The organism is Rahnella woolbedingensis (assembly GCF_003602095.1).
Taxonomy (GTDB): domain Bacteria; phylum Pseudomonadota; class Gammaproteobacteria; order Enterobacterales; family Enterobacteriaceae; genus Rahnella; species Rahnella woolbedingensis.
Genome location: NZ_RAHH01000031.1, coordinates 1 through 13,126, shown reverse-complemented (window position 1 = coordinate 13,126; position 13,126 = coordinate 1). Strand labels below are relative to the sequence as shown.

The following is a 13,126-nucleotide window of genomic DNA, read 5'->3' as shown; positions in this document are numbered from 1 at the left end:
AGACTTAAACCAGCAGCGGGATGTCAGACTGGTCGCAAAAATCGATGTAAGCCTGTGGTGGCTCAGCGTCGCTGACCACCACATTAAAACGGGCGAGAGGTGCGATTGCAGCCGGTCGCACCTGATCGAACTTACTGCTGTCAGCCACCAGAATACTTTGTGTTGAGCGTTCGATGGCCTGATGTTTCATCAGCAGCTCATCAAAATTGAAACAAGTGACCCCGTGTTCAATACTCACACCGGCAGCGGAGATGAACGCTTTCGAGGGCCGGATGAAATCGAGTTCACTGCTGCGCCCGATAGGTGTGAAAATGCTGTTGCTGGATTTGAACGCCCCGCCGCACAAAATAACCTCGCAATTCGGTTTTTCCTGCAGGGCCAGAAACGTATTCAGGGAATAGCAAATCGCCGTAAATATACAATCCTCTGCAATCTTTTCAATCACATAAGGCATAGTCGTGCCGCAATCAAAAAATACGGTATCATTATTCTGAATGAGGCTGGCAGCACGGGACGCAAGTCGACGCTTTTCCTCTATCTGACGCATTTTCTGCTCGCTGACAAAATAATGCGTAGCCGGGCTATTTTTGGGATCCATAACGATGTAACCGCCCAAAAGAATAACCGGAGCGGGCGCGGAATTCAGATCACGCCGGACAGTCATCTCGGAAACATCGAGCAGCAAAGAGGCTTCTTTCAGGTGAATTTTGTCGGTCTTTTTTAAAGCCAGTAACAGACGCTGGATCCTGTCTTCACGCTTACTTTCCATGATGTTATCTCACGCCCTTACCGTTTCGCAGCCGCACACTATACCGTTGCCGGTCACTCACCGCAAACCCGTGCAACGCCTGAATTTATTGCAACTGACGCAGCGTCAGATAGCCGCCAAAAACCGCACCGGTATCAATATAAAACTGATTAGCAAACTGCATCGCAGGTTCCACCGGCGTGTGCCCGAAATAGAATTCGTCAGCACCAGAAATGGGGTTGTAACGCCCGGCCAGGGCGAAGTTAACGCGATCCCGGTTCCAGATAATTTCATACCCGCCCAGCGGTTTGCCGAAGACATAATCATCGGAAATATAATCAGCGTGAGCGACCACAATAAGTTTCCCGTCACGGGTAGTCAGTTCCAGCACATGTGGCAGATTATCGGCCCGGAGAATCAGTGATTTGGCTTCCTCCTGCTTGTCGCCCCCAAGCGCATAAAACCAGTCGCCACCGTTGCGCAGCCAGCGGGGAATGTTTTCTTCATTTACCGCATCAATGGCCATCTGCTCATGATTGCCCCTGACGCAGGAAAACCAGGGCTCATTGATCAACCTCAGACATCCCACGCTGTCAGGCCCGCGGTCGGCGAGATCCCCCACCGACAGCAACAAATCGCGATGCGGGTCGAAAGCCACTTTCGCCAGTTGTTCTTCAAGCAAGCTCAGGCAGCCGTGCAAATCGCCGACGATATAAATATGTCTGTAAACTGAACCATCGATACGCTGGTATAAAGCTGAAGTCATACGAATTGAGGATCCGTAAAAGGAGTGGATCTTTTAAGTGTAACGCATGCAAGTGAAGTGGAAAGAGTGGAAGTAAAGGGAATACGAAGAAGAAAACTAAGGGGGCACTTTTCCCAAGGCATCAGCGGTTTGTGGGCTCTCTACACTGAGTTGGCGCTGAAATCCACTGATAATTAAATTATCGTTAAGTAACTGGCGCCTTTTTGTGCTAGACTACTGCCCGCTCTAAGTAAAACCGGAGGTTTTATGAGTTCCACAGTTGTAAGCGCTCAAGACGAGTGTCCGTTGTGCCAAAGCACGAATAAAACGTCGGTCAATATGTCGGCAAAAATTGTTACTGTGACCTGCACATCTTGTGGCCGGTACAGCATCTTCCGTAAAACGATGGAAGAGATCTCAATTGACCGTAAGAAACGCGTTGCCCTGCAGGCGTTTTTCACCAGCCAGCCTAACTACCACCTGCCTTTATCTATCAGGGCACTGAGCAACACTGAAGCACCGGGTGAATTCTGACCCTAAAAACGCCCCTCGGGGCTGTTTTAATTTCTGATTTTCTTCATTTTTTATCTCCATAAACCGACATTCTGTTCAGAAAATAAAATTCTGACTGCGGCAACATGCGCGAAGGATGTTAGTGAAGAAACGCTTAAGGCCCCCTCTTGAGGTGGCCTTTTTTATTTTATCAGGTTCAGGGGCAACAGCTTGCGTGCCATCAGAGTTGTAGCAACAGAAATGGCCTGAATTTCAGGCATAAAAAAACCACCCGAAGGTGGCTATAACGACATTACTACACTATTGCTTTTGATTATTCTTTGCATTTTCCCATGGTACCCGGGACGAGACTTGAACTCGTACAGCCTAAGGCCGAGGGATTTTAAATCCCTTGTGTCTACCGATTCCACCACCCGGGCTCCGGGAAAATTGGAGGCGCGTTCCGGAGTCGAACCGGACTAGGCGGATTTGCAATCCGCTACATAACCGCTTTGTTAACGCGCCTTAAATCTTACTACTTGTCTTGCACTTAAACCAATTCACGAACCAGTTTAAGAAAATTTGGAGCGGGAAACGAGACTCGAACTCGCGACCCCGACCTTGGCAAGGTCGTGCTCTACCAACTGAGCTATTCCCGCTTTAATCAGAACGTACTGATTTTTTTAACTAATCTTCTGGCATAACACCGGTTGCCTTCCGATGCGTTGCATTCTACTGACCTGACGGATTGAGTCAATAAAATTATCGCTTCCTGCGATCGTTTGACGTTTTTTACGTCAGTTTGATCAGGGTTCCAGCAAATCGTGGCGCGCAGCGTTCAGATATTGGAACATTGACCAGAAAGTCAGCACCGCGGCAATGTACAACGCGACGACACCCACCCCTACAACAATCGAATCCGGGCGCCATAACAATGCGACCAGCGACAGCATTTGCGCCGTGGTTTTCACCTTACCAATCCACGACACCGCCACGCTGCTTCTTTTACCGATTTCAGCCATCCATTCACGCAATGCTGAAATGATGATTTCACGGGCAATCATGGTTGCAGCAGGCAACGTAATCCACCAGGAGTGGAAATACTCAGCCACCAGCACCAGCGCAATCGCCACCATCACTTTATCGGCGACGGGGTCAAGAAACGCGCCAAAGCGGGTTGTCTGCTTCAGGCGACGGGCAAGATAGCCATCAAACCAGTCAGTTGCCGCGGCAAAAACGAAGATCAGCGCACAAGCCAGCGGTGCCCACGGATAAGGCAGGTAGAAGGCCAGCACGAAGAACGGTATCAGTACAACGCGGAACAGGGTAAGGCACGTAGGTATATTAAATTGCATAGCGAAGGTAACTGTTTGTCCGGTGTGGATATTATGAGTATGTTGCTACAACGCCCTTAGTGTTTCAACGCATTATGAATCTTTTCTGCCAATGCGGTAGAAATACCTGGTACCTGTGCAATTTCCTCTACGCTGGCATTCAGTAATGGCTGAATGCCTCCCATGTATTTCAGTAAAACCTGACGCCGTTTCGGCCCGACGCCCTCAATCTCTTCGAGTGCGCTGGTGGTGCGGACTTTAGCGCGTCTCTGCCGGTGACCGGTAATGGCGTGATTGTGTGAATCATCGCGAATATGCTGGATCACATGCAATGCTGGCGAATCTGCCGGTAACGCAATCCCCTCACCTTCTGGCACAAAGAACAGCGTTTCCAGCCCGGCTTTACGATCCGCACCCTTAGCGATACCTATCAGCAGCGGTTTGGATTTATCCCACTCTACATTCAGTGAGTTAAACACATCCAGCGCCATACCCAGTTGCCCTTTACCGCCATCAATAAAGATAACATCCGGGATTTTATTATCATCGAGCGCTTTGCCATAACGGCGCTGTAATACCTGCGCCATCGCCGCATAGTCATCGCCGGGCGTAATGCCGGTAATGTTATAACGCCGGTATTCCGAGCGTAGCGGACCGTTGCCGTCGAAAACCACACAAGAAGCGACCGTTTGTTCGCCCATAGTATGGCTGATGTCGAAGCATTCCATGCGGTTAATTTCAGCAAGGTGCAAGGTTTTTGCAAGCTCTGCCAGCCGCTGATGAATTGTCGACTGTTGCGCCAGTTTGGTCGTCAGGGCTGTTGAAGCATTGGTACGCGCCAGCTTCAGATAACGGGCACGGTCGCCGCGCGGTTTGCTCTGGATTTGCACTTTCCGTCCAGCCAGTTCACTCAGCGATTCCGCGAGCAGGTCTTTTTCCGCCAGACTGAAGTCCAGCAGGATTTCGCCCGGAAGTGTCCGCTGCTGACTGCCTTGCAGATAAAATTGCCCGACAAAAGTCTGGACGACTTCGCCAAGATCAGTACCGCCTGGCACTTTCGGATAATAGCTGCGGCTGCCGAGCACTTTGCCCTGGCGGATAAACAACACGTGCAGACAGGCCATGCCTGATTCAAAGGCCACCCCGATGACATCCAGATCCTCGCTGTTGCCGGAAACAAACTGACGTTCCGTTACGCGACGCACAGCCTGGATTTGATCTCTTATCCGCCCGGCATCTTCGAATCGCAGTGACTTGCTGGCTTCTTCCATACGATTTACCAGTTGGGTAACCACCTGCTGATCTTTACCGGATAAGAACAACCGGACGTATTCCACCTGATCATTATAATCTTCATCGCTGACCAGTCCCTTTACGCAGGGGCCAAGACAGCGGCCAATCTGATATTGCAAACAAGGGCGCGAACGGTTGCTGTAAACGCTGTTTTCGCACTGGCGGATAGGGAAAAGTTTTTGCAGCAACGCCAGGGTTTCACGCACGGCATAAGAGTTCGGGAAAGGCCCGAAATACTCGCCTTTGGCATGTTTGGCGCCGCGATGGACTGTAATTCTCGGATGATTATCCGCGCTGAGGAAGATCAGCGGATACGACTTATCATCACGCAATAAAACGTTATAACGCGGCTGATACAGTTTGATGTAGTTATGTTCGAGGAGCAGCGCTTCCGTTTCCGTATGCGTCACGGTGACATCAATTTGTGCGATGTTTTTGACCAGAGTTTCGGTCTTGCGGCTGGAAACCTGGACACGAAAATAGCTCGAAAGACGTTTTTTAAGGTCTTTGGCTTTACCTACATAGATTACGGTGCCGCTGGCGTCATACATCCTGTAGACGCCGGGCTGGCTGGTGACCGTTTTCAGAAAGGCCTTGGGGTCAAAACGCTCATCACTCACTGCCTGATAAAGTCTCCGTATTGAACAAACCGTGTCGGATAGCCAAATGGGTTAACTCAACATCGCCGCTGATATTTAATTTACTAAACATCCTATAACGATAACTGTTAACTGTCTTCGGACTCAAGTTCAGTTGTTCTGAAATTTCATTCACTTTTTGTCCCTTGGTAATCATCAGCATGATTTGTAATTCACGCTCAGACAAGGAATCAAACGGAGTCTCAGACTGAGGTTCAATCTGGCTAAGTGCCATTTGTTGTGCAATATCTGATGCAATATAACGCTGACCGGAATCGACCAGACGAATCGCATTCACCACTTCCTGTGGCGCCGCACCTTTGCTCAGGTAACCTGATGCCCCCGCCTGCATCACTTTGGCTGGCAACGGGTTTTCAGTATAAATCGTTAACATGATGATCTTGATATCCGGCGAGAAACGAACGATTTTTTTCGTCGCTTCAAGCCCGCCAATGCCTGGCATATTCATATCCATCAGGACAATATCAACATCATTGGTACGGCACCATTTGACGGCGTCCTCACCGCATTGCGCCTCACCAACGACTTTGATGCCTTTGATATCTTCAAGAATGCGTCGGATCCCTGCGCGCACCAGTTCGTGGTCATCAACAAGAAGAACGCTAATCAAAGAGAATTCTCCAAAAAAATAGGGCAACACACCGTCAGGATCTTCAGGCCAGTCTTACGTATTCAAACGTGGCGAACATTAATATTGTTCTAAGACAGCTTATAAATGACGAGAAGGTGGCAATTAGAGACCAGCATCAACTAACTCTTTCCACTCCCGGTCACCGGCAGTGTTTTTAAATCAGGCAGACACAGTTATTTATTATAGCCCGCGTATTTTACTCTAACATCTCTTCCTGACCAAGGAGTGTCTGCAAAAAACTGCTTTGCTGAATGTAAATGAGAAGTGCCATCACCTGTAATAATAATTTATAAAAAGGCTTTTTTAATCAAGGGTCAAGCGCCAGCCCCTGACCTGACTAATTTTCCGCAAAAAAATAATGCCAGCTTTTTTTGTTGCTTAAAACGCAGGATTAACTGGCCTGACTATTTAACCGCCAGTAATCGTCAAAGATATATATATGATATGACCGATGATTATTTGCAATCGCACGAATTGCTGATGGTTTATATGAATAAATTTGCACGTGAAGATGAAATTTTCTCAACCGGCAATAATGTTTAGTATCCTGTACTTTGCTGGCAAAAACACTAAATGCTTATATCGGATTAACACATTTGCGTCACCCCAACGGGCGATGCACTAAAACCGACTAACTATGCTAAAATGCCGCCACTTTCCACCCGGCGCGAACGGGTGAATTCATTTTTAGCCCCATTTTTCACCCGTTTAGAATTCGGCGTGCTGCCTGGCAGTCAGCCTGAGGAGATTTAAATAATGAGTAACTGCGATTTTACGACTGAAGCGAACGTTGAAACACTGGCGACCGAAGTTGCCTGCCTTAAAGCGACACTGACCCTGATCCTCAAAGCCATCGGTCAGGCGGATGCGGGTAAAGTGATGCTGAACATGGAGCGTTTTGTTGCGCAGATGGAAGACGAGCAGCAGGCTGAAGTCTTCAAAAACGCCCTGCAACAAATCAAGTTCGCTTACCGCCAGTAATGTATTCAGGAGTCTGTCGCCCGACAGGCTCCGCCATTCCCCGTTTTCCCCTGCACTTTCTGCGCTAACTCTCTGCTATAGTTAAATCCTGAATTCATTTAACAGGAACCAAATCATGAGCGACGAAAAGAATAAAGAAAACAAAAGCAAAGCTGATGACGTCCACGTCAGTGACGGGCTGGGAGAACTGCTTGAAGTTTCGGAACAACTGACCGAAGAAGAACTCCAGAAAGCGGCCGAAGAAGCGAAACAAGCCGTGGAAGATGCCAAGAACCAAAAACATCATTGATCCATGCATCACAACTTCCTTGCTCCTCATCAGGCGGTAGCGCCTCTGGCTATCGATTACCAGCATGGCGACAGTGAGCCCGCGCACAGTCACAGCTGTTCACAACTGATTCATACTTTATCCGGTGTGGTAGAAGTTCATACCGCACTGGGTACCTGGATGGTACCCCCCGGACGTGGCGTGTGGTTACCTGCTCACGTCGAGCACAGCCTGCGTTTCATCGGTGGCGTCAAAGCCCGCACTCTCTTTGTTGAGCCACTGGCTCGTGCCGATTTGCCCGCACAATGTCAGGTCGTGCAAATTTCCTCCCTTCTGCGCGAACTGATCCTGACCTCGCTGACCATTCCGGTCGATTATCTGCCCGGGGGCCGCGATGAACGTATCATGGAGCTGTTGCTCGACGAATTGCGCCTTTTACCCAGCTTGCCGCTTCATCTGCCGGAACCGAAAGAACCGGAACTTCTGTTACTGACTCAGCAAATCCGGGCGGATTTGTGCTCATCATGGGAGCTGGAAGACGTCGCGCAACGTATGGAGATCAGCAGTCGTACCCTCTCGCGCCGTTTTCAGCGTGAAACGGGTCTGCGCTTTAGTGACTGGGTTCGTCAGGCGAAATTACTGGAAGCACTCAATCAGCTGGCAGCCGGTGTGTCGGTGATTGATGTGGCGCTGGCGCTCGGCTATGACAGCCCGAGCGCCTTTAGTGCGATGTTCCGCCGGTTACTGGGCGTATCTCCCAGCGAATACTTCAATCAGACATCTTGAACAGAGAAATCAGTCAGCCACATTAATCAGCCATAATGGCACTGGCTGCATTAAACAGCGCCTGCAAAGAGGCACTTGAAACATCGCTGTCGATCCCCACGCCGTAACAGGTTTCACCCGGACGCCCCTGACAACTCAGATAGGCCACTGCACGGCTATGGCTCTGATGTCCCAGCGTGTGCTCATGATAATCACCAATTTCCAGCTCTACATCGAAGCTGCGGCGCAGCGCATCAGCCGCACCGGAAAGCAGGCCATTGCCGCTGCCGGAAAGATGCTGTTCTTCATTGCGATAACGGATCCGCGCGCTGAAATGACAGACGTTTTGTTCATCACTGCGGATGTCATAACCCAGCAGTTTGATCACCGGCTGCTCAGTTAAACCGTAACGCTGGCGGAAAACACGCCAGATATCACTGGTGCTCATTTCCTTGCCATGCGTATCGGTCTCGCGCTGTACGGCCTTGCTGAAATCAATCTGCAAGCCACGCGGCAATTTCAGTCCATGATTTTGCTCAAGCAGCCAAGCCGCTCCGCTTTTACCTGACTGACTGTTGACGCGGATAACCGCTTCATAGCTGGATCCGACATCCGCCGGATCCAGCGGCAGGTACGGCACGCGCCAGTACGGGCTTTCAGAGGTTTTTTGCGCCGCAAAACCTTTCTTAATCGCATCCTGATGAGAACCGGAAAACGCCGTAAAGACCAGTTCTCCCGCATACGGATGGCGCGGATGCACCGGCAACTGATTGCACTCTTCCACCGCTTCCACGATGGCCTGCAAATTACTGAAATCCAGTCCAGGCGCGACACCCTGAGTATAGAGATTCAGGGCCAGCGTCACGATATCCACGTTACCGGTGCGTTCACCATTGCCGAACAAACACCCTTCCACGCGATCGGCACCCGCCAGCATGGCCAGCTCTGCACACGCCACGCCCGTTCCGCGGTCATTGTGCGGATGCACGCTGATTGAAACCTGCTGGCGGCGGCTGAAATGACGGCAGAACCATTCAATCTGATCGGCATAAATATTCGGCGTGCTGACTTCCACGGTGGCCGGTAAATTAATGATCATCGGTCTTTGGGCGCCCGGTTCCCAGACATCTGCCACGGCTTCACACACTTCAAGCGCAAACTCCAGTTCGGTAAAGCAAAACGTTTCCGGCGAATATTCGAACGTCCAGTCGGTTTGCGAATATTGTTCACAAAGCTGACGAATTTGCTGCGCGCCACGCACGGCCAGTTCGCGGGTTGCCGCCTGATCCTGATTGAAGACCACTTCGCGGAAAACAGGCGCGGTGGCGTTGTATAAATGCACGATGGCGCGCGGTACGTCTTTCAGGGCTTCGAAGGTGCGCGCAATCAGATCAGGGCGAGACGGCGTCAGAACCTGGATCACCACGTCATCAGGGATCAGCTTGTCTTCAATCAGCCCGCGGACAAAATCAAAATCGGTTTGCGATGCCGACGGGAATGCCACCTCAATCTGCTTAAAACCACACTTAATCAGCAAATCGAAAAACTGACGTTTACGCGCATTGTCCATCGGTTCAGCCAGCGCCTGATTACCGTCGCGCAAATCACTTGAGCACCACTGTGGCGCAGCGCTGAGCCTGTTTCCCGGCCACTGACGATCAGGCAAATTGACCTGCGGGAACGGGCGATACTTCTGCGACGGGTCGTTTAACATACGATTCTCCTTGGAGTTTAGAGGCAGCTGCGATGCGCCGGTAAAACCATAGTACGCAAACGATAATTTCCTGCGCCTGACTAACTGACAGCAACCCTCGCAAAACGGACAAAAAGAAAATGATAAACGAATCAAAGTCACGCTATAGTGCATAACTAAACGCGTCCAGTTCGGCGATCAGAGGTCGTACAGAATGAAAAGGGTTCTGAATCCAAACGAAAAGAAACGGCTTGCGGCGCTGCAAAAATTGAAGATTGCGGACGGTAATCCGGATGAGGTCCTTGACCTGATTACCCGTCTTACTCAGCAGATTTTTGATATCCCTATTTGCATCATTACTCTGGTAGACCAGCATCGTCAGTGGTTTAAATCTAAAACCAATACCGCGTTATGTTATACCGCGCGGGATATCGCCTTTTGCGATTACACCATACGTTCTTCATCAGTGATGGTAGTGAATGACGCCACTCTTGATCCCCGTTTTAATGAAAATCCGCTGGTCACCGCTGAAGAAGGGATGCGTTTTTATGCCGGCGCACCGCTGATCACCCGCGATGGTTTTGCCGTTGGCAGTTTATGTCTGGCAGATAAAAATCCGCGCGATTTTTCCGTGCAGGAAATCGAAATGCTCTCGGATCTGGCGGCGATTGTCATCGATATTATCGAATCCCGCAGCAGCATGAGTTTTGTCGATATTGTCACGCGTTTACCTAACCGCCAGCGTCTGATGGAAGACATCGCGCAACTTATCAAGGCGCCGGACAACACCGCTTATTTGCTGATCCTGATCGACACACTGGATACGCTTTACGCCTATGACATTGGCCGGGCGATTGGCATTCCTAAAGTCGAAAATATCCTCAAGGATATCGGCTCTTTCCTGCGCAGTGAACTCAACGAAAACGACAAAGTTTACAGCCTGATGCTGGGGCGTTTTGCCCTCATCAAACGCCTTGATGAGCAGGAAGAAATCTTCACTCAACTGGAAAACGCGGCCACAAGAATTCAGCAAAGTATTACCAGCGATATTCCTGTCAATGTGCGCCTGCACGCCGGTTATACCGTATTTTCATCCACCTCTGACTGCGCTGAAAATATCATGCGTCAGGGCATGTCTTCATTGCATGAAGCGATCAGTAATAACCAACTGGTGATGCCGTATCATCAGGAATCAGACGTGATTCAGCGGCGGGCGTTTAACCTGCTGAATGATCTGATGGCGACCGTAGCTTCCTGCAAAGACTTCCATCTGGTGTATCAGCCGAAAATTCGCCTGGCAGACAAAAAATTCCAGGGTGTTGAAGCGCTGATCCGCTGGCAGCATCCAACTCTCGGGGTGATTTCACCTTCAGAATTTATTCCTCTGGCTGAAAAAACGCCTTTAATTACGCCGCTAACCAACTGGGTGATCACTCAGGCCGTAATGCAAATTGCCGAATGGCAAAAACGTGGCGCGCAAATTCAGGTATCGATAAATCTGACGGCCAATAATCTGGTGGAACAGGATCTGGTTCAGCGCATTCACACCGCGCTTATCCTGCATCAGGTATCACCCTCCATGCTGGAAATTGAATGTCTGGAAACTCAGACACTGGCAAATAATCCTCATGCCGTAGCCTCACTGGATGCTCTGCGTAATATGGGGATCAGCATCGCGCTGGATGATTTCGGGTCTGGTTACAGCAATCTGAATTACCTGCAAAAGATCCCGGCGGATACGCTGAAACTGGATCAGTCGCTAATTCAGGGCATCAGCAATGACAGCAAAAGCAAAGTCATTGTGAAATCGATGATTGAAATGGCGCATGCGCTCAGTTATCAGGTGGTGGCTGAAGGGGTGGAAGATAACGATACCCTGCTGTGTCTGGAGGAACTCCAGTGCGATTCAGTGCAGGGTTTCTATTTCTCACGCCCGCTGCAACACGATCAAATCCTCGAATGGTCCAAGCCTTACATCTGAAAAATGATGACCCGCTGACAGTAAAAAACCCGCCTTGCGCGGGTTTTGTCATTTCATCACTTACTGCTGCTGCCTTCCGGCCGGATGTTGTAGGTTCCAAAGAAACTACGGTCGGTTTCCAGACTGATATTTTTGCCGTTGGCATCGACCGTAATCTCACCAGTGGTTTTCGTCAGCGCACAGGCAACACGCACTTCTATCTTGCGCATACCGTTCGGCACATTCAAATCCACATACTGGTTGAAATGCAGGGTCGCGACTGTCTTTCCGTCCAGAATGACCAGCAGCGGGCAGGTTTTCTCAAACGGCACGATTGAAGTTTGTTCTAACCGGTGCAAACGAATGTGCGTCTGCCCTTCTGGCGCAACGGCGCTGGCATTCGCGTAGGTGGATTTAACCTGAAGCGTCGGTTCATAAGGATTACTCGCACACCCGGCTAAAAATAAAGCAGCCAAGGCCACCAGTGTTTTTTTCATCGTTATCTCCCTGAGTTTATGAACGAATGATAGCAGCGTGCGCGCCACGGGCAACTAAAAACCGATGCCAGCCAATGGTCGAGCGACCTCACCTCTGAAAAGTCATCCTATTCTGTGACATCCGTTTAAAAAACAACCACCCGAATTGCTAATTGTGAGCAGGTCGTATTTGATATTCTTAATAGGATTTATCCGATCAGATGTTCAACTCAATATCAGGAATGATTATGTACAGTTACACACTCATCGCTCCCGCAGGGATTGTTAAGGCCTACGAAGACGAATTCCGTGAAAAAGGGATTGAGCTGCTGGTTGCTAAACAGAACCGTTCTGAAACGGTCGTATTACGCAGCAGTCAGTTTTCTGAAGAGCGTACGTTTATCACTCACGTACATTTACTGATTTTCAGCTTGTGCATGCGTGTACAAAAACAGCTCAAGAATGGTAAGACGCCCAATACGACGATTATGTATTAAAGTCTTCTCGAAATGATTAATGTTCAGGCCTCAGATAGGAGGCCAGACTTTTCTGACGGATTTCTTTGCAAAACTCGCTTAACTTTCTAAAACGTCATCAACACCGCTTTCCGAAAATAAAAATCCTTATAGTCTGTTTTAAAAGCATAATAACGTAAGAATAGGGTCACAGACTTCTGTTATTTAGAGTGCAGAATTCTTATTAATCATCAAATAACTCATCAACCCTTCATCTGAAGCCTTCTTAGCGGCGGTATTTTCCGCAGTCAGGTAAAATGAAGTAGAGATATCATAAGGGGATTTTTCTGCTGCCTGGACTGTAAACAGTAATGGCTCAGATACCAGAGGTGAGTTGCAAGCCATATGCCATTTTTTCTCTTCATTTTTTATGATCTTACATGTACTGGTACCAAAGCTGTAAGACATTTTGTTGCTTACTGTAGCGACGGCTTCATTCACAAAATCAGGGGTATTTTCGCCACTATAATTCCCGTAAGCTATACCCGCGACGAGGAACTGCAACGGCAGAACATTGAAAGCACGCAGATTCTGGTGACACCCACTCCGTTCAATACGCTGGTATG

At 49.4% G+C, this 13,126-nt stretch carries 15 protein-coding genes and 3 tRNA genes; 7 read left to right on the top strand and 11 right to left on the bottom strand.

Features of this window, described 5'->3' with window-relative positions; genetic code table 11:
- Positions 1 to 4 precede the first annotated feature (4 nt).
- Positions 5 to 769, bottom strand: coding sequence for a DNA-binding transcriptional repressor DeoR (gene deoR / locus D6C13_RS21080; RefSeq protein ID WP_120134611.1), 765 nt, complete (start codon positions 767 to 769; stop codon positions 5 to 7).
- An 85-nt stretch (positions 770 to 854) separates the two neighbouring features.
- Entirely contained in the window at positions 855 to 1,514 is a 660-nt protein-coding gene (locus tag D6C13_RS21075) for a metallophosphoesterase (RefSeq protein ID WP_120134610.1), read from the bottom strand.
- 246 nt (positions 1,515 to 1,760) lie between these two features.
- On the opposite strand from D6C13_RS21075, the gene D6C13_RS21070 reads away from it, so the two are divergent.
- Positions 1,761 to 2,027 (top strand): hypothetical protein, encoded by a 267-nt coding sequence (locus D6C13_RS21070; RefSeq protein WP_120134609.1) that lies wholly within the window; start codon positions 1,761 to 1,763, stop codon positions 2,025 to 2,027.
- 312 nt (positions 2,028 to 2,339) lie between these two features.
- On the opposite strand, the gene D6C13_RS21065 is transcribed toward D6C13_RS21070, so the two are convergent.
- The 6 genes from D6C13_RS21065 to uvrY all read right to left on the bottom strand — a co-directional run bounded on the left by D6C13_RS21065 (position 2,340) and on the right by uvrY (position 5,881).
- Positions 2,340 to 2,425 (bottom strand) — tRNA-Leu (locus D6C13_RS21065).
- An 11-nt stretch (positions 2,426 to 2,436) separates the two neighbouring features.
- Positions 2,437 to 2,510, bottom strand: a tRNA-Cys gene (locus D6C13_RS21060).
- A 58-nt stretch (positions 2,511 to 2,568) separates the two neighbouring features.
- Positions 2,569 to 2,644, bottom strand: a tRNA-Gly gene (locus D6C13_RS21055).
- A 147-nt stretch (positions 2,645 to 2,791) separates the two neighbouring features.
- A complete protein-coding gene (gene pgsA, locus D6C13_RS21050; RefSeq protein ID WP_120134608.1) occupies positions 2,792 to 3,340 on the bottom strand; it encodes a CDP-diacylglycerol--glycerol-3-phosphate 3-phosphatidyltransferase in 549 nt (182 codons plus the stop codon).
- A 56-nt stretch (positions 3,341 to 3,396) separates the two neighbouring features.
- On the bottom strand, positions 3,397 to 5,232 hold the full coding sequence (gene uvrC / locus D6C13_RS21045; RefSeq protein ID WP_167458060.1) for an excinuclease ABC subunit UvrC: 1,836 nt from the start codon (positions 5,230 to 5,232) through the stop codon (positions 3,397 to 3,399).
- Entirely contained in the window at positions 5,225 to 5,881 is a 657-nt protein-coding gene (gene uvrY / locus D6C13_RS21040; RefSeq protein ID WP_013576296.1) for a UvrY/SirA/GacA family response regulator transcription factor, read from the bottom strand. Before uvrY ends, uvrC begins: the two co-directional genes overlap by 8 nt.
- Before the next feature lie 285 nt (positions 5,882 to 6,166).
- Here uvrY and D6C13_RS25490 point away from each other — a divergent pair, with 285 nt between their 5' ends.
- From D6C13_RS25490 to D6C13_RS21030, 4 genes are all read left to right on the top strand, one after another.
- Complete coding sequence (locus D6C13_RS25490; protein WP_147408190.1) at positions 6,167 to 6,445, top strand: hypothetical protein; 279 nt, start codon at positions 6,167 to 6,169, stop codon at positions 6,443 to 6,445.
- 213 nt (positions 6,446 to 6,658) lie between these two features.
- The gene (locus tag D6C13_RS21035) at positions 6,659 to 6,883 is read left to right on the top strand and encodes a DUF2594 family protein (RefSeq protein WP_120134606.1); all 225 of its coding nucleotides are present in this window, start codon (positions 6,659 to 6,661) and stop codon (positions 6,881 to 6,883) included.
- Between the two features lie 115 nt (positions 6,884 to 6,998).
- Positions 6,999 to 7,172 (top strand): hypothetical protein, encoded by a 174-nt coding sequence (locus D6C13_RS25685; protein WP_167458059.1) that lies wholly within the window; start codon positions 6,999 to 7,001, stop codon positions 7,170 to 7,172.
- A 3-nt stretch (positions 7,173 to 7,175) separates the two neighbouring features.
- Complete coding sequence (locus D6C13_RS21030; protein ID WP_120134605.1) at positions 7,176 to 7,937, top strand: AraC family transcriptional regulator; 762 nt, start codon at positions 7,176 to 7,178, stop codon at positions 7,935 to 7,937.
- A gap of 22 nt (positions 7,938 to 7,959) precedes the next feature.
- Here D6C13_RS21030 and leuA read toward each other — a convergent pair whose 3' ends face one another.
- Complete coding sequence (gene leuA / locus D6C13_RS21025) at positions 7,960 to 9,630, bottom strand: 2-isopropylmalate synthase (protein ID WP_120134604.1); 1,671 nt, start codon at positions 9,628 to 9,630, stop codon at positions 7,960 to 7,962.
- A gap of 193 nt (positions 9,631 to 9,823) precedes the next feature.
- Here leuA and D6C13_RS21020 point away from each other — a divergent pair, with 193 nt between their 5' ends.
- Positions 9,824 to 11,590 (top strand): sensor domain-containing phosphodiesterase, encoded by a 1,767-nt coding sequence (locus tag D6C13_RS21020; protein ID WP_120134603.1) that lies wholly within the window; start codon positions 9,824 to 9,826, stop codon positions 11,588 to 11,590.
- Positions 11,591 to 11,646: 56 nt separating this feature from the next.
- Here the strand turns inward: D6C13_RS21020 and D6C13_RS21015 are convergent, their stop codons facing one another.
- On the bottom strand, positions 11,647 to 12,066 hold the full coding sequence (locus D6C13_RS21015) for a hypothetical protein (RefSeq protein ID WP_120134602.1): 420 nt from the start codon (positions 12,064 to 12,066) through the stop codon (positions 11,647 to 11,649).
- A gap of 227 nt (positions 12,067 to 12,293) precedes the next feature.
- On the opposite strand from D6C13_RS21015, the gene D6C13_RS21010 reads away from it, so the two are divergent.
- Positions 12,294 to 12,542, top strand: coding sequence for a hypothetical protein (locus D6C13_RS21010; protein WP_120134601.1), 249 nt, complete (start codon positions 12,294 to 12,296; stop codon positions 12,540 to 12,542).
- Between the two features lie 183 nt (positions 12,543 to 12,725).
- Here D6C13_RS21010 and D6C13_RS25680 read toward each other — a convergent pair.
- Positions 12,726 to 13,126, bottom strand: a 401-nt coding sequence (locus D6C13_RS25680; RefSeq protein ID WP_120134600.1) for a hypothetical protein, incomplete at its 5' end; no start/stop codon positions are given.

Bases quoted from the DNA above. Each gene is read 5' to 3' on its own strand.
- D6C13_RS21075 (WP_120134610.1), bottom strand. From the start codon at position 1,514: ATGACTTCAGCTTTATACCAGCGTATCGATGGTTCAGTTTACAGACAT.
- D6C13_RS21035 (WP_120134606.1), top strand. From the start codon at position 6,659: ATGAGTAACTGCGATTTTACGACTGAAGCGAACGTTGAAACACTGGCG.
- D6C13_RS21010 (WP_120134601.1), top strand. From the start codon at position 12,294: ATGTACAGTTACACACTCATCGCTCCCGCAGGGATTGTTAAGGCCTAC.
- leuA (WP_120134604.1), bottom strand. From the start codon at position 9,630: ATGTTAAACGACCCGTCGCAGAAGTATCGCCCGTTCCCGCAGGTCAAT.
- D6C13_RS21020 (WP_120134603.1), top strand. From the start codon at position 9,824: ATGAAAAGGGTTCTGAATCCAAACGAAAAGAAACGGCTTGCGGCGCTG.
- D6C13_RS21030 (WP_120134605.1), top strand. From the start codon at position 7,176: ATGCATCACAACTTCCTTGCTCCTCATCAGGCGGTAGCGCCTCTGGCT.
- D6C13_RS21070 (WP_120134609.1), top strand. From the start codon at position 1,761: ATGAGTTCCACAGTTGTAAGCGCTCAAGACGAGTGTCCGTTGTGCCAA.
- D6C13_RS25685 (WP_167458059.1), top strand. From the start codon at position 6,999: ATGAGCGACGAAAAGAATAAAGAAAACAAAAGCAAAGCTGATGACGTC.
- deoR (WP_120134611.1), bottom strand. From the start codon at position 769: ATGGAAAGTAAGCGTGAAGACAGGATCCAGCGTCTGTTACTGGCTTTA.
- pgsA (WP_120134608.1), bottom strand. From the start codon at position 3,340: ATGCAATTTAATATACCTACGTGCCTTACCCTGTTCCGCGTTGTACTG.
- D6C13_RS21015 (WP_120134602.1), bottom strand. From the start codon at position 12,066: ATGAAAAAAACACTGGTGGCCTTGGCTGCTTTATTTTTAGCCGGGTGT.